General features: G+C 68.8%; 18 protein-coding genes. 2 read left to right on the plus strand and 16 right to left on the minus strand.

Features of this window, described 5'->3' with window-relative positions; genetic code table 11:
- Positions 1-4: 4 nt before the first annotated feature.
- The 6 genes from ACSFA2_RS18975 to glpD form a co-directional block, all read right to left on the minus strand.
- On the minus strand, positions 5-313 hold the full coding sequence (locus ACSFA2_RS18975) for a DUF2160 domain-containing protein (RefSeq protein WP_435456872.1): 309 nt from the start codon (positions 311-313) through the stop codon (positions 5-7).
- Between the two features lie 10 nt (positions 314-323).
- Positions 324-1136, minus strand: a complete 813-nt coding sequence (locus ACSFA2_RS18980; RefSeq protein WP_435456873.1) for a carbohydrate ABC transporter permease — start codon at positions 1134-1136, stop codon at positions 324-326.
- A gap of 340 nt (positions 1137-1476) precedes the next feature.
- The gene (locus ACSFA2_RS18985; protein WP_435456874.1) at positions 1477-2367 is read right to left on the minus strand and encodes a carbohydrate ABC transporter permease; all 891 of its coding nucleotides are present in this window, start codon (positions 2365-2367) and stop codon (positions 1477-1479) included.
- Positions 2364-3434, minus strand: coding sequence for an ABC transporter ATP-binding protein (locus ACSFA2_RS18990; RefSeq protein ID WP_435456875.1), 1071 nt, complete (start codon positions 3432-3434; stop codon positions 2364-2366). Before ACSFA2_RS18990 ends, ACSFA2_RS18985 begins: the two co-directional genes overlap by 4 nt.
- 2 nt (positions 3435-3436) lie before the next feature.
- Entirely contained in the window at positions 3437-4510 is a 1074-nt protein-coding gene (locus ACSFA2_RS18995; RefSeq protein WP_435456876.1) for an ABC transporter ATP-binding protein, read from the minus strand.
- Complete coding sequence (glpD, locus tag ACSFA2_RS19000; RefSeq protein ID WP_435456877.1) at positions 4452-6152, minus strand: glycerol-3-phosphate dehydrogenase; 1701 nt, start codon at positions 6150-6152, stop codon at positions 4452-4454. The genes ACSFA2_RS18995 and glpD overlap by 59 nt, the downstream gene beginning before the upstream one ends.
- A gap of 98 nt (positions 6153-6250) precedes the next feature.
- On the opposite strand from glpD, the gene ACSFA2_RS19005 reads away from it, so the two are divergent.
- Together ACSFA2_RS19005 and glpK are read left to right on the plus strand one after the other, a co-directional pair.
- Positions 6251-7021, plus strand: coding sequence for a DeoR/GlpR family DNA-binding transcription regulator (locus tag ACSFA2_RS19005; RefSeq protein ID WP_435457007.1), 771 nt, complete (start codon positions 6251-6253; stop codon positions 7019-7021).
- A gap of 16 nt (positions 7022-7037) precedes the next feature.
- The gene (glpK, locus tag ACSFA2_RS19010; RefSeq protein ID WP_435456878.1) at positions 7038-8531 is read left to right on the plus strand and encodes a glycerol kinase GlpK; all 1494 of its coding nucleotides are present in this window, start codon (positions 7038-7040) and stop codon (positions 8529-8531) included.
- A gap of 15 nt (positions 8532-8546) precedes the next feature.
- On the opposite strand, the gene ACSFA2_RS19015 is transcribed toward glpK, so the two are convergent.
- From ACSFA2_RS19015 to ACSFA2_RS19060, 10 genes are all read right to left on the minus strand, one after another.
- Positions 8547-9503 carry an alpha-E domain-containing protein gene (locus ACSFA2_RS19015; RefSeq protein WP_435456879.1) on the minus strand — a complete coding sequence of 319 codons (957 nt, stop codon included), beginning with the start codon at positions 9501-9503 and terminating at the stop codon, positions 8547-8549.
- A 29-nt stretch (positions 9504-9532) separates the two neighbouring features.
- The gene (locus ACSFA2_RS19020) at positions 9533-11047 is read right to left on the minus strand and encodes a circularly permuted type 2 ATP-grasp protein (RefSeq protein WP_435456880.1); all 1515 of its coding nucleotides are present in this window, start codon (positions 11045-11047) and stop codon (positions 9533-9535) included.
- Between the two features lie 84 nt (positions 11048-11131).
- The gene (locus ACSFA2_RS19025; protein WP_435456881.1) at positions 11132-13216 is read right to left on the minus strand and encodes an acetate--CoA ligase family protein; all 2085 of its coding nucleotides are present in this window, start codon (positions 13214-13216) and stop codon (positions 11132-11134) included.
- A gap of 34 nt (positions 13217-13250) precedes the next feature.
- A complete protein-coding gene (locus ACSFA2_RS19030; RefSeq protein ID WP_435456882.1) occupies positions 13251-14042 on the minus strand; it encodes an oxepin-CoA hydrolase, alternative type in 792 nt (263 codons plus the stop codon).
- Positions 14042-15049 carry a Bug family tripartite tricarboxylate transporter substrate binding protein gene (locus ACSFA2_RS19035; RefSeq protein WP_435456883.1) on the minus strand — a complete coding sequence of 336 codons (1008 nt, stop codon included), beginning with the start codon at positions 15047-15049 and terminating at the stop codon, positions 14042-14044. Before ACSFA2_RS19035 ends, ACSFA2_RS19030 begins: the two co-directional genes overlap by 1 nt.
- Positions 15050-15079: 30 nt before the next feature.
- Positions 15080-15955, minus strand: a complete 876-nt coding sequence (locus tag ACSFA2_RS19040) for a MaoC family dehydratase (protein WP_435456884.1) — start codon at positions 15953-15955, stop codon at positions 15080-15082.
- A gap of 156 nt (positions 15956-16111) precedes the next feature.
- Entirely contained in the window at positions 16112-17107 is a 996-nt protein-coding gene (locus tag ACSFA2_RS19045; RefSeq protein WP_435456885.1) for a tripartite tricarboxylate transporter substrate binding protein, read from the minus strand.
- 55 nt (positions 17108-17162) lie between these two features.
- Positions 17163-17570, minus strand: coding sequence for a Zn-ribbon domain-containing OB-fold protein (locus ACSFA2_RS19050; RefSeq protein ID WP_435456886.1), 408 nt, complete (start codon positions 17568-17570; stop codon positions 17163-17165).
- Positions 17567-18727, minus strand: coding sequence for a thiolase family protein (locus ACSFA2_RS19055; protein WP_435456887.1), 1161 nt, complete (start codon positions 18725-18727; stop codon positions 17567-17569). Before ACSFA2_RS19055 ends, ACSFA2_RS19050 begins: the two co-directional genes overlap by 4 nt.
- Positions 18727-19572, minus strand: coding sequence for an IclR family transcriptional regulator (locus ACSFA2_RS19060; RefSeq protein ID WP_435456888.1), 846 nt, complete (start codon positions 19570-19572; stop codon positions 18727-18729). The genes ACSFA2_RS19055 and ACSFA2_RS19060 overlap by 1 nt, the downstream gene beginning before the upstream one ends.
- Between the last annotated feature and the right edge of the window lie 105 nt (positions 19573-19677).

Consider the following 19677-nt stretch of genomic DNA (forward strand, 5'->3'; position numbering starts at 1 on the left):
GCGTTCAACCCTTTCGCATCACCAACGCGAGCAAGCCCATCGACAGCACGAAGCTGATCCAGATCGACGGCTCGGCATCGAGGCCCATCCATTCCTGGAACTTGCCCGCGAGGCCGATGAAGACCAGGTTGAGGTAGGCCGCGGACAGCAGACCGATGAAGAGCCGGTCGCCACGGGTGGTTTCCATCGGCAGCCAGCCGCGCCGCAGCGTGGTGGGCGACTTGTATTCCCACACGGTCATGCCGACGAGCATGAGCGCGATGCAGGTGAAGAACACGGCCACCGGGGTGGTCCAGACCATCCAGTCGAACATGCTTGTCTCCTCAGACGCGGCCCATCGCAAAGCCTTTTGCGATGTAGTGCCGCACGAACCAGATCACGATCGCGCCGGGCACGATGGTCAGCACGCCGGCCGCGGCCAGCGTGGCCCAGTCCATGCCCGAGGCGCTGACCGTGCGCGTCATCGTCGCGACGATCGGCTTCGCATTCACGCTCGTGAGCGTGCGGGCCAGCAGCAGCTCGACCCAGCTGAACATGAAGCAGAAGAAGGCCGCCACGCCGACGCCCGCCTTGATGAGCGGCAGGAAGATCGTGAGGAAGAAGCGCGGGAACGAGTAGCCGTCGATGTAGGCCGTCTCGTCGATCTCGCGCGGAATGCCGCTCATGAAGCCTTCGAGGATCCACACCGCCAGCGGCACGTTGAACAGCAGGTGCGCGAGCGCCACGCCCAGGTGCGTGTCCATCAGCCCGACCGTGCTGTAGAGCTGGAAGAACGGCAGCAGAAACACGGCCGGCGGCGTCATGCGGTTGGTCAGCAGCCAGAAGAACACATGCTTGTCGCCGAGGAAGGAATAGCGCGAGAACGCATAGGCCGCCGGCAGCGCCACGGTCAGCGAGATCACCGTGTTGATGCCCACGTAGATCAGGCTGTTGATGTAGCCCGAGTACCACGACTCGTCGGTGAAGATGCGCGCGTAGTTGGCCCAGGTGAGCTGCTGTGGGAAGAACGAGAAGCTCGAGAGGATCTCTTCGTTCGTCTTGAAGCTCATGTTGATCATCCAGTAGATGGGCAACAAGGCGAAGACGATGTACAGCACCAGGAAGATGCTGCGCTTATGGAATCGTTTGTCGTTCATGTGGGCTGCTCCTGCTTCGGGTGGCGGGCTTCCGGGCGCGTCTGGCCGCGGCGCGTGCGTTCGGGGCGCGCGCGCAGGTCACCGGGTACTCCCCTCCGCGAATGTCCCCCGCCGTCGGCTCCTCCTTGATTTCGCTGCGGGGAGCACCCGATACCCTGCGCACGTGGACGCGCTGGTGCTATGCACCCGGTGATCGCTACCTGCGCGTACGGATCACGTCGATGGCGTGCTCTGCGCAGCGAAATCAAGGAGGAGCCGGCAACCGAAGGCTGACGGCGGAGGACATTCGCGGAGCAGAGTACGTCGTCGGCGTGATCCCGCCCCGAACCCAATAAACGTGTCATTGCTCGACCTCCACTTGCTGCGTGCCGACGCGCTGCATCCAGTTGTAGAGGATGAAGCACAGCAGCAGGATGATGAGGAAATAGATCAGCGAGAAGGCCGCGGCCGGCCCGAGGTCGAACTGGCCGACCGCCTTCTGGGTGAGGTACTGCGACAGGAAGGTCGTCGCATTGCCCGGCCCGCCGCCGGTGAGTACGAAGGGTTCGGTGTAGATCATGAAGCTGTCCATGAAGCGCAGCAGCACCGCGATCATCAACACGCCGCGCATCTTGGGCAGCTGGATGTAGCGGAACACCGCGAACTTGCTGGCGCCGTCGATGCGCGCGGCCTGGTAGTAGGCATCGGGAATCGAGCGCAGACCGGCGTAGCCGAGCAAGGCGACCAGCGGCGTCCAGTGCCAAACGTCCATCACCAGCACCGTGAGCCAGGCATCGGTCGCATTGCCGGTGTAGCTGTAGTCGACACCCATCTTCTGCAGCATGTAGCCGAGCAGGCCGATGTCGGCGCGGCCGTAGATCTGCCAGATGGTGCCGACCACGTTCCACGGAATCAGCAGCGACAGCGCGACGATCACCAGCACGGCCGATGCCTTCCACCCGGTCGCCGGCATCGACAGCGCCAGGCAGATGCCCAGCGGGATCTCCACCAGCAGCACCGACAGCGAGAAACCGAGCTGCCGGTAGAGCGCCGAATGCAGCTCGTCGTCGCGCATCACCGCCGCGAACCATTCGGTGCCGACGAACACGCGGCGTTCGGGCGAAATGATGTCCTGCACCGAATAGTTGACCACCGTCATCAGCGGCACGATGGCCGAGAACGCCACGCAGATCAGCACCGGCAGGATCAGGAACCAGGCCTTTTGGTTGATAGGTTTGTTCGTCGCGTTCATGCGATGAGCTCCTCGTCGCGGTAGTAGCAAGTGTGAGGGTCCAGCACCTTGAGCCACACGATGTCGCCTGCTGCCGGCATGCGCGCGTCGGACGACAGGCGCGCCTTCAGCTTCGTGCCGCCGACATCGGCGCTGAGCATGGCGTGGGTGCCGACATCCTGCACCTGCGTCACGGTCGCGGGAATCGCGCCAGGCGCCTGGGGATCGGCGACGCGGAGGTACTCGGGGCGGATGCCGAGCTTGAGCGCGCCGTCGGGCAGTTCGCGCAAGCCAGCCAGCCGAACACCGGCGACCTCGAGCGACCCGCCCTGGCTCTGCGCGGGGATGAAGTTCATGCCTGGCGAGCCGATGAAATGCCCGACGAAGGTGTGGGCCGGCCGCTCGAACAGTGCCTCGGCGCTGCCCACCTGCACCGCTTTGCCGCGCGTCATGACCACCACCTCTTCGGCGAAGGTCAGCGCCTCGACCTGGTCGTGCGTGACGTAGATCAGCGTGAGCTTGAGTTCGCGGTGGATCTGCTTGAGCTTGCGCCGCAGCTGCCACTTGAGGTGCGGGTCGATCACGGTGAGCGGCTCGTCGAACAGCACCGCCGACACGTCCGAGCGCACCAGGCCGCGGCCCAGCGAGATTTTCTGCTTGGCATCGGCCGCCAGGTTGGCGGCACGCTGGTCGAGCTGCCCGCTCATGTCGAGCATCTCGGCGATCTCGCCCACGCGCTTCCTGATCTGATCGGCCGGCACCTTGCGGTTGCGCAGCGGGAAGGCCAGGTTCTCGGCCACCGTCATGGTGTCGTAGATGACCGGGAACTGGAACACCTGCGCGATGTTGCGTTCTTGCGGCGTGGCGCGCGTCATGTCGCGGCCGTCGAAGGTCACTGTGCCCTGCGACGGCACCAGCAAGCCCGAGATGATGTTGAGCATGGTGGTCTTGCCGCAACCCGAGGGGCCGAGCAGCGCATAGGCGCCGCCGTCGCGGAAGCTCATCTTCAACGGCAGCAGCGCATAGTCGCTGTCTTGCGTGGGGTTGGCGCGGTAGGCATGCGCCAGGTCAAGGTCGATGCGGGCCATATTCAGTTTCCCTTGCGCCAAGCTGGCGCCACGAGCAGCTTCTCGCTGGCGTCGAAGACATAGGCCCGAGCCGCGTTGAAGTGCAGCGTGATGGCGGCGCCCAGCTCGAAGCGATGCACGCCCGTGAGCTGCGCCACCAGTTCGCCGACGGCGGTGTGCACATGCACGAAGGTGTCGGACCCGGATATCTCGGCCAGTTCGACCTTGCCGGGCAAGGCGATGCCGCCCGCCCCGGCCTGCACGTCGAGCGCGCTGGCACGCAGGCCGATGGTGACGGCACCGCCGCTGCCGGCCGGCAACGCCATCGGCAGCAAGGGACCACCGGCCAGTTGCACGCCCTCGGGCGTCGCGGTGCCGGGCAGCAGGTTCATCGGCGGGTCGCTGAAGGCACGCGCGACCCGCAGCGACTGCGGCGCGTGGAAGACTTCGGCCGTCGGCCCGTACTGGAGCAATTCACCGGCATCCAGCACCGCGGTGTAGCCGCCCAGCAGCAAGGCTTCGCCCGGCTCGGTGGTGGCATAGATGACGGTGGAGTCGCCGCTGGCGAACAGCTGCGCGAGCTCTTCGCGCAGCCCTTCGCGCAGCTTGTAGTCGAGGTTGACCAGCGGCTCGTCGAGCAGCATCAAGGGCGCGTTCTTGGCCAGCGCACGCGCCAGCGCTACGCGTTGCTGCTGGCCGCCCGACAGCTCGGCCGGCAGGCGGTCGAGGAACATGCCGATGTGCAGCTTGTCCGCGATCTCACGGACCCGGGCATCGATGCCCTTCTCGCCGCGCAGCTTGAGCGGCGACGCGATGTTGTCCGCCACCGTGAGCGACGGATAGTTGATGAACTGCTGGTACACCATCGCGACGTTGCGCTCGCGCACCGGCCGGCCAGTGACGTCTTCGGCGTCGACCAGGATACGGCCGCTGCTCGGCACGTCGAGGCCCGCCATGATGCGCATCAGGCTGGTCTTGCCGGCTTGCGTCGCGCCCAGCAGCACCGTGACGGCGCCGCTGCGCGGTGTCAGGCTCTGCTCATGGAGCCACGTCTGCGCGCCCACCTTCTTGGTGATGCGCTCGAGGGTCAATTGCATCGGTTTGTCTCTCGTCGTTGTTGTCGTCGAACCATTGCGCGACCGCGGCACGCTCTTCTGGCGTGTAGCGCAGGCCGAGCTTCGAGCGGCGCCACAAGGCGTCGTCCGCCGTGCGAACCCATTCCTGCGCATACAGGTAGCGCAGTTCGGCATCGTGCAGGCCGGGGGCCACTTCGACGCCCAGGTCGGCCAGCGCAGTCGCATCGCCCAGGACCTCGGCGATGCGCGCGCCATAGGCGTGGGCCAGCCGGCGCGCCAGCGGCGCGGGCAGCCAGGCATGGCGCTTCTGCACGGCGGCGACGAAGCGCTCGAAGTCCTCGTCGGGCCGCTTCGGGGCACCGATCCAGCCCGACAGGTCGCCGCCCGCGAGGAAGGCGCCGTCCGTCCAGGCCGGGCGCTTGTCGCCGAGCATGCGGCCGACCTCGTCCGCCGCGTCTTCCGCCAGCTTGCGGAAGGTGGTGATCTTGCCGCCCCACACCGACAGCAGCGGCGCGGCGGTGGTGTTGGCTTCGAGCAGGTAGTCGCGCGTGACGGCCGACGGGTCGCCCGACGCATCGTCCAGCAGCGGGCGCACACCGGAATAGGTCCACACCACATCGGCGGGAACGACCGGCTTGTCGAAATAGCGGCTGGCCTGGGCACAGAGGTAGTCGACCTCTTCGGGCGAGATGCGCGCCGCGCCCGGGTCGTCGGAACCGATCTCGACATCGGTGGTGCCGATCAGCGTGTAGTCGTCCTGGTACGGGATCGCGAAGATGATCCGCTTGTCAGGGTTCTGGAAGATGTAGGCATGGTCGTGTTCGAAGATGCGCTTGACCACGATGTGGCTGCCCTTCACCAGGCGCAGGCTCTTGGTCGCGAGCGCTTCGCCCTTCGCGGCCTTCGCCGTGTTGCGCAGGAAGCTCTCGGCCCATGGGCCGGCCGCGTTGACCACCGCGCGGGCACGAACGGTACGCACGCCGTCCGGGCCATCGAGCGTGGCGGTCCAGGCAGTGGCGTCGCGCTGCACCGCCGTGCAGCGGGTGCGCGTGAGAATCTGCGCGCCGCGCGCACGGGCGTCGACCGCGTTGAGCACCACCAGGCGCGCATCGTCGACCCAGCCGTCGGAATACACGAAGCCGCGCTTGTATTGCGGCTTGAGCGGCTGGCCGGCCTTGTGCTTGCGCAGATCGACCGTTCGCGAGCCGGGCAGCACTTCGCGCTTGGCGAGATGGTCGTACAGGAACAGGCCCATGCGCACCATCCAGGCCGGGCGCATCGATGCATCGTGCGGCATCACGAAGCGCAGCGGCCACATGATGTGCGGCGCGCTCTTGAGCAGCACCTCGCGCTCCTGCAGCGCCTTGCGCACCAGCGAGAACTCGTAGTACTCCAGGTAGCGCAGGCCCCCGTGGATCAGCTTGGTCGACGACGACGAGGTGTGGGCGGCCAGGTCGTCCTTCTCGCACAACACCACCCGGAAACCGCGGCCGGCCAGGTCGCGTGCGATACCGCAGCCGTTGATGCCGCCACCCACGACGAGCACGTCGCATTCGGCGGTTGAAACCGCAGCAGGGGAAGGCAGATCGTTCACGGGAGAAGGCCGCTCGGGGGTGGCAGGGTGTTCACTTGCAGAGAAAGGCGGACGTTCGCCTCGGTTCATTTTGGTTCCTTATGACGCGCATAAGATTGTAGTTTTCCCCTAGACGGTTCGTTTTCGTTCGATTTAAAGTGTTGCGTCCGTCCCACCCCATGCCACGCCTGAACCCCAACCCCCGCCAGCTCCGCCTGCTCGACACGGTGCGGGCGCGCGGCACGGTGATGGTGGAAGAGCTGGCCGAGATGCTCGGCGTCACCCTGCAGACGGTGCGGCGCGACGTCCAGCGGCTGGCGGACGAAGGGCTGCTCACGCGCTTCCACGGTGGCGTGCGGGTGCCCAGTTCGACCACCGAGAACATCGGCTACCCGCAGCGCGCGTCGCTGCACGCCGAAGGCAAGGCGCGCATCGCCCGCGCGGTGGCGGCGCGCGTGCCCAACGACTGCTCGCTGATCCTCAACGTCGGCACCACCACCGAAGCCATCGCGCAGCAACTGATGCACCACACCGGCCTGCGCGTGATCACCAACAACCTCAACGTGGCGACGATCCTCAGCGGCAACCCGGCGTGCGAAGTGATCGTCGCGGGCGGCTCCGTGCGCGCGCGCGACCGGGCGATCGTGGGCGAGGCGACCGTCGATTTCATCCGTCAGTTCAAGGTCGACATCGCGCTGATCGGCGTGTCCAGCATCGAGGCCGACGGCTCACTGCGCGACTTCGATCTGCGGGAGGTCAAGGTGGCGCAGACCATCATCGCGCAGGCACGCGAGGTGTGGCTCGCGGCGGACGCCAGCAAGTTCAACCGGCCGGCCATGATCCAGCTCGGCACGCTGTCGGACATCGACCGGCTGTTCACCGATGCCGAACCGCCCGCCCCCTTTCCCGCCTTGCTCGACAGCGCCCAGGTGCGCTGCGAGATCGCAGGCGACCACTGATTGCGAAGGCGCACCCATGACCCACATCCTCGCCCTCGACCAGGGCACCTCCAGCTCGCGCAGCATCGTGTTCGACCACGCAGGCCGCATCGTCGCCGTCGCGCAGCGCGAGCTGCCGCAGATCTACCCGCAGCCCGGCTGGGTCGAGCACGACCCGATGGAGATCTGGCGCGGCCAGCTCGCCACCGCGCGCGAGGTGCTCGCCAAGGCCAAGCTGCAGCCCACCGACATCCACGCCATCGGCATCACCAACCAGCGCGAGACCACGCTGCTGTGGAACCGCCAGACCGGCCAGCCGGTGCACCATGCCATCGTCTGGCAGGACCGCCGCGCCGAGCCGCTGTGCGCCCGGCTGCGCGATGAGGGCCTGACCGACACCATCCGAGACAAGACCGGCCTGGTGATCGACGCTTACTTCTCCGCCACCAAGCTGCGCTGGCTGCTCGACAACGTGCCCGGCGCGCGCGAACAGGCCGAGCGCGGCGAACTGGCCTTCGGCACGGTCGACAGCTGGCTCATGTGGCAGCTCACCGGCGGCAAGGTGCACGTCACCGACGTGAGCAACGCGTCGCGCACGATGCTCTTCAACGTGCACGACAACGCCTGGGATGCCGAGCTGCTCAAGGCACTCGACATCCCCGCCGCGCTGATGCCCGAGGTGAAGCCGTCGAGTGCGCACTTCTGCGACACCGACGCCGCGCTGCTCGGCCGCTCGCTGCCCGTCGGCGGCGTGGCCGGCGACCAGCAGGCCGCCCTCTTCGGCCAGGCCTGCTTCGGCCCCGGCATGGCCAAGAACACCTACGGCACCGGCTGCTTCCTGCTGATGCACACCGGCGACGCGTTCCAGCCGTCGTCCAACGGCCTGCTCGTCACCAGCGCCGCGCAGACCGGCGCGAAGCCGCAATACGCGATGGAAGGCAGCGTCTTCGTCGGCGGCGCCGTGGTGCAGTGGCTGCGCGACGGCCTGCAGGCCATCAAGGGCAGTGCCGAGGTGCAGGGCCTGGCCGAGAGCGTGCCCGACTCGGGCGGCGTGATGATGGTGCCGGCCTTCACCGGCCTCGGCGCGCCCTACTGGAACGCCGAAGCCCGCGGCACGATCACCGGCCTGACGCGCGGCACGACCGTCGCGCACATCGCGCGCGCCGCATTGGAAAGCATCGCCTACCAGAGCGCCGCCCTGCTCCAGGCGATGAGCCGCGATGCCGTGGCAGCTGGCGGCGCGCCCGTCGCCGAACTGCGCGTGGACGGCGGTGCGTGCGTCAACGACCTGCTGATGCAGTTCCAGGCCGACCTGCTCGGCATCCCGGTGCTGCGGCCCGAAGTCACCGAGACGACGGCGCTGGGCGCGGCCTATCTGGCAGGGCTGTCGACGGGGTTCTTCAAGGACCTCGAACAGCTGTCGACGCTGTGGCGCGTCGAGCGGCGCTTCATGCCGACGATGGGGCGGCCGCAGGCGGGCGAGGCGATGGCGCAGTGGGAGCACGCCGTCCGCCAGGCCACGGCCCTCTGAGGGGCCGCACCGCGCTCAATGCGCAGGCACCAGAAAGTCCTGGCTGATGCGCCCGCCGATCTCATTGACCCGGTCGAGAAACTGCGTCAGATACGCATGCAGCCCGGTCGCCAGGATCTCGTCGACGCGCGCGTACTGTAGGTCGGCCAGCAGCTTGCCGGCGCGGCGTTGGGTTTCGGCGCTCTGGTCGTTCTGCACCTTGGCGAGGTTGGCCACCACCTCAGCCAGGCTGGCATGCAGCGAACGCGGCATGTCGGGGCGCAGGATGAGCAGTTCGGCGACGCGCTCGGGCTTGATGACGTCGCGGTAGACCTTGCGGTACACCTCGAAGGCCGAGACGCTGCGCAGGATCGCGCTCCAGTGATAGAAGTCGTACTCCTGGTCTTCCTCGGTGGCGGCGCCGAAGAATTCGCTGTTGAGCGCATGGAACTTCACGTCGACCAGGCGCGCCGTGTTGTCGGCGCGTTCGAGGAAGGTGCCCAGGCGCGAGAAGTAGAAGGCCTCGTCCTGCAGCATGGTGCCGAGCGTGACGCCGCGCGACAGGTGCGAGCGGAACTTCACCCACTCGAAGAACTGCGCCGGGTCGCGCTCGAACTCGCCGGCACGCAGCATGCGGTTGACGTCGAGCCAGGTGGTGTTCTGCGTCTCCCACGCCTCGGTGGTGAGCGCGCCACGCACGGCGCGAGCGTTCTCGCGCGCGGCCTTCAGGCAGGAGATGATCGACGAGGGGTTCGACTCGTCCTTGACCATGAACTCCATCACCTCGTCGGGGACGATCTGGTCGTGCTTCTCGTTGTACGCCGGCAGCAGTTCGCTGATGGACAAGAGGCCCTGCCAGCCGTACTTGGCGACTTCGGCCGACTGCGGCAGCAGCGAGGTCTGGTAGTTGACGTCGAGCATGCGGGCCGTGTTCTCGGCCCGCTCGGTGTAGCGCGACATCCAGTAGAGGTGGTCGGCGGTGCGTGACAGCATGTGGTGGTTCTCCTCGTGCTTCTCGTGCTTTAGGCCGACTGGGTTTGTGTTTGGGTTTGCGACGGGGCCGCAGCCGGTGCGGCCGCCTTGGGGCGCCGGTCGGCTTCGAGGATCCAGGTGTCCTTGGTGCCACCGCCCTGCGACGAGTTGACGACCAGCGAACCTTCCTTGAGCGCCACACGGGTCAGCCCGCCCGGCACCATCTGCACTTCCTTGGCCGACAGCACGAAGGGCCGCAGGTCGATGTGGCGCGGCGCGATGCCGGCGTCGACGAAGGTCGGCGAGGTCGACAGGCTGAGCGTGGGCTGCGCGATGTAGCCGTCGGGCTTGGCGATCACGGCCTGCTTGAATTCCTCGATCTCCGCCTGCGTGGCGGCAGGGCCGATGAGCATGCCGTAGCCGCCCGCGCCGTGCACTTCCTTCACGACCAGGTCCTTCATGTTGTCGAGCGTGTACTGCAGTTCGTCCTTGTTGCGGCACATGTAGGTCGGCACGTTCTTCAGGATCGGCTTCTCGCCGAGGTAGAACTCGATCATCTTCGGCACGTAGGGGTAGATCGACTTGTCGTCGGCCACGCCGGTGCCCACCGCATTGCTGATGGCGACGTTGCCGGCGCGGTAGGCGCGCATCAGGCCGGCGCAACCCAGCGTGGAGGTCGGGCGGAACACCTCGGGGTCGAGGAAGTCGTCGTCGACGCGGCGGTAGATGACGTCGACCCGCTTCGGCCCGCGCGTGGTGCGCATGTAGACGAAGTCGTCCTTGACGAACAGGTCCTGTCCCTCGACCAGCTCGACGCCCATCTGTTGCGCCAGGAAGGCGTGCTCGAAGTAGGCGCTGTTGTACATGCCGGGCGTGAGCACGACGACCGTCGGCTCGGCGGTGGCCGGCGGCGCGCTGGCGCGCAGGGTCTCGAGCAGCAGGTCGGGGTAGTGGGCGACCGGCGCGATGCGGTTCTGGGCGAACAGGTCCGGGAAGAGCCGCATCATCATCTTGCGGTTTTCCAGCATGTAGCTCACGCCGCTGGGCACCCGCAGGTTGTCCTCGAGCACGTAGTACTCGCCGTTGCCGTCGGCGTCGGGCGCGCGGACGATGTCGATGCCCGAGATGTTCGAGTAGACGTTGTTCGGCACCGTCACGCCCATCATCTCCGGGCGGAACTGCGCGTTGTCGCGGATCTGCTCGATCGGCACGATGCTGGCCTTGATGATTTCCTGGTCGTGGTAGACGTCGTAGATGAAGCGGTTGAGCGCATTCACCCGTTGCACCAGACCCTTTTCCATCAACTCCCACTCGTGCGCGGGAATGATCCGCGGCAGCAGGTCGAAGGGGATCAGGCGCTCGGTGCCCGAACCGTCTTCGTCCTTGGCGCCGTACACCGCGAAGGTGATGCCGACACGGCGGAAGATCATCTCGGCTTCTTCCCGCCGGGATTTCATCAACGCGCCGGGCTGTTTGGACAGCCATTGGTCGTAGCGCTTGTAGTGACCCCGGATCGCAGCGCCCGCGTAGGGCAACTGCTCGTACATCTCATCGAATTTGTGCATGGAACGACCAATCTCCTTCGACATAGCTTAGCAAGTTCAAGGCCAAGCTTCGGGCGATCTTTGCACAAGCGCGACTCCGGCCGCTCAGCCGCCCCGCTCGATGAGGGCGTCCAGCACCACCGCGCCCTGCCCCCGGGCCGCGACCAGCACCGGGTTCACGTCGATCGACGCAATGGCCCCGCCGGCACCCACGATGAGCTGGCCGACGGCCACCGCCACCTCGGCCAGCGCGTCGATGTCCAGCGGCGGATCGCCCCGCACGCCCTCGAGCAGGGGCGCGATGCGCAGTGTGCGCAGCGCCGCCGTCACGTCGGCCGCGGCGAAGGGTGGCACCAGCACCGCCACATCCTGCAGCGCCTCGACATACTTGCCGCCGTCGCCCACCACCACCACCGGGCCGAACACCGGGTCGATGCGCGCGCCGACCATGAACTCGTGCTGCCCGCGGCGCATGGCCGCGACGATCACGCCTTCCTGCGCCGCGCCGAGTTCGGCCAGCTTGGCCCATTGGCGCTCGAACAGCGCGGCGGCGTCGGCCGCCGTGCCGACGTTCAGCGCCACCAGGCCATGCTCCGACTTGTGCGGCACATCGCCCGAGCAGGCCTTGACCACGGCCGGCGCCCCCACGGCCGCCAGCGCCTCGTCTGCCTCCTGCGCGCTGCGGCACAGCCGGTGCGCCACCACCGGCACGCCGGCTGCAGCCAGCACCGCCAGGCTCTGCGCCTCGTTCAGGAACTGCCCGGTACCGGGCGGCAGCTCGGGCGCCGTGGCGGTGGGCCACGGCACGATCGCCTTGCGCATCAGCGCGGTGTGCGACACCAGTTGCGCCAACGTGCCCAACGCATCGTTCTCGTTGGCATAGGTCGGAATGCCCTGCGCCTTGAACGGCGCGGCCACCGAGTCCTGCCAGGCCGCCACCACCACCGGCTTGCCCGTGCTGCGCTCGAAGGCAGCCGTGTCGCGCGCGAAGGCCTCGACGTCATAGCCCGCACCGGCCACCGGGATGTTGATGAAGAACAGGTCGGCGGCCGGGTCCTGCGCCACGGCCGGCAGCACGTCGCCGAACAGGCCGCTGTTCGACAGCAGCGCCGCGGTGATGTCGATCGGGTTCACCGCCGTCGCGAAGCCCGGCAGCCGGCTCGCCACCTCGGCGCGCGTGGCGGGCGCCAGCTCGGCCAGCGGCAGACCGAGTTCCTCCGAGGCGTCGGCGCCCATCACGCAGCTCGCGCCCGAGTTGCTGATGATCACCAGCCGCCGGCCCTCGGGACGCCAGCCCTTCAGGTAGGCCTCGGCGGCGAGCGCTTGCGCATGCGGGTCGCGCACCCGCCAGATGCCATGGTGGCGGAAGAAGGCGTCGACCGCGCGGTCCTCGTTGGCCAGCGAGCCGGTGTGCGAGGACGCGGCCTTCTGACCGCTCTCCGATCGCCCCGCCTTCACCGCGATGATCGGCAGGTCGCGCTCTCGCGCATAAGCCGCGGTACGCGCCAGCAGTTCGGGGTTGGCGATGTTCTCGAGGTACAGCAGCAGCAGCTTCACGTCGGGGTCGTGCGCCACCGCCCAGGCCAGGTCGGAGACGGTGATGTCGGCCTCGTTGCCGGTGGCGTGCACATGGCGCACACCCAGGCCGCGGCCGCGCAGCAGGCCGTAGGCCATGGCGCTCATGCCGCCGCTCTGGCTCACGATGCCGACCGGACCGTCGGCCGGCGGCACCTCCACGAACATGGTCGAAAAGCCCGCGAGCGCACCGGTACCGAAGTTCGCCAGCCCCTGCGTGTTGGGGCCGTAGAGGCGCATGCCGGCGGCGCGCGCCGTGTCGACCATGGCGCGCTGAACGGCGCGGCCCTCCTCGCCCGTCTCGCCGAAGCCCGACGCCACCACCACCACCGACTTCACGCCGCGTGCCGCGCACTGCGCCACGGCCTCGACCGCCTTGTCGCCGCCGACGACGACCATCGCCAAATCGGGCGCCTCGGGCAGCGCTGCGAGCGAGGCATAGCTCTTCAGCCCCTGCACTTCCTCGCGCGATGGATTGATCGGGTAGATGCGCCCGCCGAAGCCGTGCTTCTGCATGTAGTAGATCGGCCGACCACCGATCTTGTGGATGTTTTCCGAGGCGCCGATGACGGCGACGGATTGCGGGTTCAGGGCGGATTCGAGCAGGTCGGACATAGAGGACTTTGCAGAGAAGAAAAGAAGCGCCGCCTCAGCCGCGGCGCGCGTTCAGGAACGATGCGATGCCGTCACCGCAGGCCTCGCTGTAGAGGCTGTCGACGAAGGCATCACGCTCGGCATCGAGCTGGGCCCGGCGCGTACGGCCGCGGGCCGCGTGGACCAGTTGCTTGATGCGCGCCTGTGCGTCGACAGGGCCGGCGGCCAGCCGCTGCGCCCAGGCCATGGCCGTGGGGAAGGCCTCGCCATGCGGCACGACGCGGTTGACCACACCGAGCGCCTGCAGCCTGTCGGCCGTGCACACGCCGCCGTCGAGCAGCAGCTCCAGCGCCATCTGCGGCGGCAGTGCGCGCGCCAGCGAATCGGAACCGCCGCCGTCGGGCGTGAGCGCGAGCTTGACGTACGACATGACGAACTTGGCGTCCTCGGCCGCGACGATCAGGTCGCAGCCGAGGCACACCGAGAAGCCGCCGCCCGCGGCCGCGCCTTCGACCGCCGCGATGACCGGCTGCGGCGCGTCGTGCATCGCCATCACCCAGTCGTGCAACACGTTGAGGTGCGCGGCCTGCGTCTCGCGCGGCAGTGCGCGCTGGGCCGCCAGGCGCTTCAGGTCGCCGCCGCCGCAGAAGTGGTCGCCCTCGCCCGTCAGAACGACGGCGCGCACCGTGCGGTCGTCCGCCACGCGGCGCAATGTGTCGACCGCGGCGCGGTAGAGCGACGGATGCATCGCATTGCGTGCCGCCGGGTTGCTGATGGTCATCACCAGCACCGGGCCGTCCTGCCGGACGATCAGGCGGGCATTGGTTTCAGGGTCGGACGCCCGCATCAGTCGACCTTGATGTCCGCCGTGCGCACCACCTTCGTCCACTTGGCGATCTCGGTGTGCAGCATCTTCCCGAAGGCCTCGGGCGTGGTCGGCGCCGCTTCGGCGCCGGCGTCGTAGAGGCGCTGCTTGACCTGCGGGTCGCCCAGCGCCTTGCCGATGTCGGCGCTCAGGCGCTGCACCAGGTCCTTCGGCGTGCCGGCCGGCGCCAGGAAGGCAGCCCACGAATACGCCTCGTAGCCCGGCAGGCCGGACTCGGCCACGGTCGGCACGTCGGGCAGCAGGGCCGATCGCTGGGCGCTGGCCACGGCGATGGCACGCACCTTGCCGGCCTTGATCTGCGGCAGCGCGGTCGGCGCATCGCTGAACATGAACTGCACCTGGCCGCCGAGCAGGTCGGTCATGGCCGGCGCGCTGCCCTTGTACGGCACGTGCAGCAGCCTGGTGCCGGCCTGCATGTTGAACAGCTCGCCCGCCAGGTGCGTGCCGCCACCGCTGCCGGAGGAACCGAAGCTCAGCTTGCCGGGCGAGCGCTTGTCGAGCGCGATGATGTCGGCCACCGTCTTCACGGGCACGTCCGGATGCGCCACCAGCACCACCGGGAACATCGCGCCGAAGCTCACCGGCACGAAGTCGCGCTCGATGTCGTAGGTCAGCCGCGGCTTGAGGCTCGGCAACACCGAATGGTGGATGCTGCAGACGAACACGTTGTAGCCGTCGGCCGGCAGCTTGGCCGCGATCTCGGCGCCGACGATGCCGCCGGCCCCCGCACGGTTGTCGACGATGGCCTGCTGGCCCCATAGCTCCGACAGCTTCTGCGCCACCGCGCGGCCGGTGGTGTCGACCGGGCCGCCGGCCGGGAACGGCACGACGAACTTCACCGGTCGGTTGGGGTACGCGCTCTGCGCGAAGGCGGGCACGGCCAGCGTGCCGAGTGCGGCTGCGGCGCTGCCGAGCAGGGTTCGGCGGCCGATGATGGGTCCATGGGTCTCTGGGGTCTGCGTCGTCATGTTGTCTCCTCGTTGTGTAGGTCTTGAAATTCAGGCCGCGAACACGGCATGGCCGTGGTCGAGCACCACCTTGTCGCGCGCCGGCACGCGGACGCGAAAACGCACGTCGTTGCCCTGGCGGAACAGCTCGAGCCGCAGCGTCTCGCCCGGAAAGACCGGCGCCGAGAAGCGCGCGTACAGGCTGCGCAACCGCGTCGGGTCGCTGTCGGCACACTGCGCCAGCAGCACATGCGCCGCGATGGCCCAGGTGCACAGGCCATGCAGGATGGGGCGGTCGAAGCCCGCGGCCCGCGCGGTCGCGGGGTCGGAATGCAGCGGGTTGCGGTCGCCGCACAGGCGGTAGAGCAAGGCCTGCTGCGGCAGCGTCGGGATGTCGATGACCGCATCGGGCGCACCCGCGGGCACCGGCACGGGCGGCGGTGGCGCGGCATCACCGGGCACGTCGGCGGTCGCGAAGCCGCCGTTGCCGCGTGCGAAGGTGGTGTGCGTCACGGTCGCAAGCAGCGCGTCGCTGTCGGCGTCGTGCAGCGCCTTGTCGTAGCTGATGGTGGCGCCGCGGCCCGGCCCCTTGTCGACGATGCGGGTCACGCGGTGGCGCGCCCGCACGGCACCGGTCGCCGGCAAGGGCCGGTGCCACACGACCTGCTCTTCGCCGTGCACGATCTGCGCGAAGTCGATGCCGGTGGCCGGGTCCTGCATCCACGAGCCCGGGAAGCCCAGCACCACCGCCATCGTCGGCAGCGCGAGCGGCGCCGCGGGTACGTCGTTGACGAACTGCAGCTGCTTCGCATCGGTCGGATTGCTGCCCAGGCCGAGCGCGAGCGCATAGCGCATCGTGTCGTCGGCGCCGTAGCGCTGCACGAACTCGTCGAAGCGCCACGCCTTCAGTCGATGGAAGTCAATCATGTCAGTGATCCATTGCGCTGCGCTCCGCCCGCAGCCGAGAAACCGGCGCGGCCAGATGCCAGGGCACCCGAGGAACTGGCTTTGCCAGGCCGCTGGGTGCGCCCCCTTGAGGGGGAGGTGGCGACACGCAGTGCGCCGCATCGGAGGTGGTTTTCATCAGTCCACCTTCGCGCCCGAGACCTTCACCACCTTGGCCCACTTGTCGACCTCGGCGGTCAGGAAGCGGCCGAAGTCCTCCGGCGAGTTCCAGCTCGCGGCGAAGCCCTGCGCCTCGAACCTGTCCTTCACGTCCGGCGCAGCCAGCACCTTCTTCAACTCGGCACTCAGGCGCGCCAGCACCTCGGGCGGCGTGCCGGCCGGCGCGAGCAGCCCGTTCCACGCGATGGCTTCGTAGCCCGGCAGGCCAGACTCGGCGACCGTCGGCACCTCGGGGGCGACCGGCGAACGCGCAGCGCTCGTCACGGCCAGCGCTTTCAGCTTGCCGGCCTTCACGTGCGGCATGGCCGACAGCATGGTGTCGAACATCAGCTGCGTCTGGCCACCCATGGTGTCGGTGAGCGCGGGTGCGCTGCCCTTGTACGGGATGTGGTTCATCTTCACGCCGGCCATCGCGGCGAAGAGCTCGGCCGACAGGTGCGTCGACTGCCCGTTGCCCGAGGACGCGAAGTTGAGCTCGCCCGGCCTGGCCTTGGCCAGCGCGATCAGTTCGGCCACGTTCTTCGCCGGCAGCTGCGGGTTGGCGACGATGACCAGCGGCCCGCTGGTCAGCTGCGACACCGGTGCGAAGTCCTTCGACAGCGAGTAGCCGAGGTTCTTGAAGAGTGACGGGTTGATGGCGTGCGCCGTGGTGGCTACCACCAGCGTGTAGCCGTCGGCCGGGCTGCGCGCCACCAGCTCGGCGCCGGGGTTGCCGCCCGCGCCGGGGCGGTTGTCGATGATGAATTGCTGGCCCATCGCGTCGGACAGCTTCTGCGCGACCAGCCGCGCGACGATGTCGGTCGGCCCGCCGGGCGGGTACGGCACCACCAGCTTGACCGGCTTGGTCGGGTAGGCCTGCGCCTGCGCCAAGGCGGGCACGGCGAGGCACAGCGCGGCGCCCGCTGCGGCGAGCAGGTGGCGGCGCGAGAGGAAGCGGAAGCGGATCGCATGCATGTCGTTGTCTCCAGTCGTTGTGTTCTCGTTGACGGATGCCCCGATGCGCCTGGCGCTACCCGGTGGCGGGCGAAAAGCGGACCAGCGTGCGGCCGGCATGCGCGAAGAAGCCGGCCGCCACGCGGTCGCCGATGCGCACACCCGGCTCGGCATGCGCCATCAGGCGCGGGCCCTCATCGAGCTGCGCGAGGACCAGCGTGTACGGCGCGAGCGCGCGGAAGGCATCGGACGGCGCGCGCGACACCACGGTCACCGCATGCAGCGTGGCCGTGCCGCGTGCCGTTTCCCAGGCCAGCGATTGGCTGCCGCAGTGCGCGCAGGCGTAGCGCGCCAGCGTCTGCGCCGTGCCGCAGGCGGTGCAGCGCTGGAAGCGCAGTTCGTGCCGCGCCAGGCCGTCGACGAAGGGCGCTGCGAGCGCGCTGGAAGACGTGACGCTGGGCGCGTCGGTCAACGGTTCGGTCATGGCGAAGGCTCCTGCGACAGGATCAGGCTCACGTGCGAGGACATCACGCCGCCGTCGGCATGCACGAAGGCATGGCGCGGCTTCGCAACTTGCCGCTCGCCGGCCTGGCCGGTCATCTGCCGGAACACCTCAACCGCGTGTGCCATGCCGCCGGCGACGCCGCAGTGGCCGAAGGACAGCAGGCCGCCGTGCGTGTTGAGGGGCAACGGGCCGTAAGGCGCGAAGTCGCCGTTGCGCAGGCGCTGGGCCGCGCCACCACGCGGCGCGAAGCCGATCTCTTCAAGCAGCATGGTCAGCGTGATCGTGAAGGAGTCATAGATGCCCAGGTGGTCGATGTCGGCCACGCGCAGCCCGGCATCGGCAAAGGCGCGTTGCGCGGCGATGGCCGCGCCGCACTGCATCACGTCGGCCATCGCGCTCAGGTGCTGGTGGCGATGCGCCTGGCCGGCGCCGGCCAGGGCGACCCGAGGACCGTCGCCCGGCTCGGCCGAGACCACCAGCGCCATCGCGCCGTCGGAGATCGGGCAGCAGTCCATCAGCTTGAGTGGGGCGGCGATCGGCTTGGAGGCCAGCACGTCGGCCACCGTGATCGGCGCGGTCAGGTGCGCGCCAGGGTGGCGTCGCGCATTGGCGCGCATCAGCACCGCGAACTCGGCGAGGTCGGCTTCGGTCGTGCCGGTCTCGTGCAGGTAGCGCGAGGCCATCAGGCCGTAGTACGCCGGCACGGATGCGCCGTTGGGCACTTCGTAGTCGGGGTCGCCGACCTGCGCCAGCGTCTGGATGGCGCTGTCGCGCGACTGGCCGCTCAGGCGGTTCTCGCCGGCCACCACCAGCACGTGGCGACAGCGGCCGCTGCGCACCAGCTCGCGCGCCAGCATCAGCATCGCGGCGCCGGTCGCACCGCCCAGCTGCAGGCTGTGCGCGTAGGCCGGGTCGAGCGAGAAGCGCTCGCAGAAGAGCGTCGAGAGCATCAGGTGCGGCAGCGTGGTGGCGTAGCCGCACAGCACGCCGTCGATGTCCGCGCGCTGCAGGCCGGCACCTTGCAGCGCCTGCTGCGCGGCCTGCGCCATCAGGTCGAGCGCGCCCTGCCCGTCGTGGCGGCCGAAGGCGGTGCCGCCGACGCCGGTGATCCACGCGGTGGTGAGGCTCGTCGCCATCAATGCACCCGCCCGCGGCGCGTGACGGCCGCGGCGCCGCCGGTGTGGGCGGCGCGGCTCCACAGCACTTCGCAGGTCGCGGCTTCGCGCCGCAGCGCCTGCGCCAGCTCCGCTTCGCGCGACGTGATGCGGTCGTTGAGCGCCGCGATGCTGATAGCCGCCACCGGCCGGCCGTCGGCCCCGAGGATCGGCACCGCGATGCCGCCCATGCGCTCGATCACCACGTCGAGCAGCACGGCGTAGCCGCGCTCGCGTGCTTCGCGGGCATGGTCCTCCAGCAGCTGCGCGGTGATGCGCGGGTAGCGCTGCAGCTGCGGCGCGATCACCGCCAGCGCCGCCTGCCGCTCGGCCTCGGGCATCCAGGCCAGCAGCGCCAGGCTGCCGGCACCCACGCCCAGCGGCCGACGGCTGCCGATGGACAGGTAGTTCGCGCGGATCGGGTAGCGCCCCTCTTCCACGTCGACGCAGAGCGATTCGATGCCGCTCGGGATCGACAGGATCACGCTGTCCTCGAACTGGCCGGTGAGCCGCAGCAGCGCCGGTCGCACCAGCGGGCGCGGGTCGAAGCGGGCCAACGCGGCGGCGCCCAGCACCAGCAGCTCGGCCCCCAGGCTGTAGTGCTTGCTGTGCGGGTCGCGCACGACGAAGCCGTCGTGCATCAGCACCTCGAGCAGGCGCAGCACCGTGGTCTTGTCGAGGCCGGTGGCGATCGCGATGTCGGTCAGGCGTGTGACGCCGGGGTCGGACAGCGCACGCAGGATGCGGCAGGCGCGTTCGACCGACGAGGTAGGCTCCACGGCCCGCTGGGCCAGCATCGAGGCAGGGGTGCGCGTTCTTTCAGGCATGTTGTCTCTTGTTTCGTTCCGCGGAACACCGCGACGGCGTACTGCATTGAACGCGGTGCGACTTTCCCGCGTCAAGCAATCGGTAGAAAGTTGCTGCAGGCGAAA

The sequence above is a fragment of the Variovorax cryoconiti genome, from assembly GCF_051216395.1.
In the GTDB taxonomy this organism is placed as follows: Bacteria; Pseudomonadota; Gammaproteobacteria; order Burkholderiales; family Burkholderiaceae_C; genus Variovorax.

Excerpts from the sequence above, each read along its gene's own strand:
- ACSFA2_RS18975 (WP_435456872.1), bottom strand. The coding sequence starts at position 313 with ATGTTCGACTGGATGGTCTGGACCACCCCGGTGGCCGTGTTCTTCACC.
- ACSFA2_RS18980 (WP_435456873.1), bottom strand. The coding sequence starts at position 1,136 with ATGAACGACAAACGATTCCATAAGCGCAGCATCTTCCTGGTGCTGTAC.
- ACSFA2_RS18985 (WP_435456874.1), bottom strand. The coding sequence starts at position 2,367 with ATGAACGCGACGAACAAACCTATCAACCAAAAGGCCTGGTTCCTGATC.
- ACSFA2_RS18990 (WP_435456875.1), bottom strand. The coding sequence starts at position 3,434 with ATGGCCCGCATCGACCTTGACCTGGCGCATGCCTACCGCGCCAACCCC.
- ACSFA2_RS18995 (WP_435456876.1), bottom strand. The coding sequence starts at position 4,510 with ATGCAATTGACCCTCGAGCGCATCACCAAGAAGGTGGGCGCGCAGACG.
- glpD (WP_435456877.1), bottom strand. The coding sequence starts at position 6,152 with ATGAACCGAGGCGAACGTCCGCCTTTCTCTGCAAGTGAACACCCTGCC.
- glpK (WP_435456878.1), top strand. The coding sequence starts at position 7,038 with ATGACCCACATCCTCGCCCTCGACCAGGGCACCTCCAGCTCGCGCAGC.
- ACSFA2_RS19015 (WP_435456879.1), bottom strand. The coding sequence starts at position 9,503 with ATGCTGTCACGCACCGCCGACCACCTCTACTGGATGTCGCGCTACACC.
- ACSFA2_RS19020 (WP_435456880.1), bottom strand. The coding sequence starts at position 11,047 with ATGCACAAATTCGATGAGATGTACGAGCAGTTGCCCTACGCGGGCGCT.
- ACSFA2_RS19025 (WP_435456881.1), bottom strand. The coding sequence starts at position 13,216 with ATGTCCGACCTGCTCGAATCCGCCCTGAACCCGCAATCCGTCGCCGTC.
- ACSFA2_RS19030 (WP_435456882.1), bottom strand. The coding sequence starts at position 14,042 with ATGCGGGCGTCCGACCCTGAAACCAATGCCCGCCTGATCGTCCGGCAG.
- ACSFA2_RS19035 (WP_435456883.1), bottom strand. The coding sequence starts at position 15,049 with ATGACGACGCAGACCCCAGAGACCCATGGACCCATCATCGGCCGCCGA.
- ACSFA2_RS19040 (WP_435456884.1), bottom strand. The coding sequence starts at position 15,955 with ATGATTGACTTCCATCGACTGAAGGCGTGGCGCTTCGACGAGTTCGTG.
- ACSFA2_RS19045 (WP_435456885.1), bottom strand. The coding sequence starts at position 17,107 with ATGCATGCGATCCGCTTCCGCTTCCTCTCGCGCCGCCACCTGCTCGCC.
- ACSFA2_RS19050 (WP_435456886.1), bottom strand. The coding sequence starts at position 17,570 with ATGACCGAACCGTTGACCGACGCGCCCAGCGTCACGTCTTCCAGCGCG.
- ACSFA2_RS19055 (WP_435456887.1), bottom strand. The coding sequence starts at position 18,727 with ATGGCGACGAGCCTCACCACCGCGTGGATCACCGGCGTCGGCGGCACC.
- ACSFA2_RS19060 (WP_435456888.1), bottom strand. The coding sequence starts at position 19,572 with ATGCCTGAAAGAACGCGCACCCCTGCCTCGATGCTGGCCCAGCGGGCC.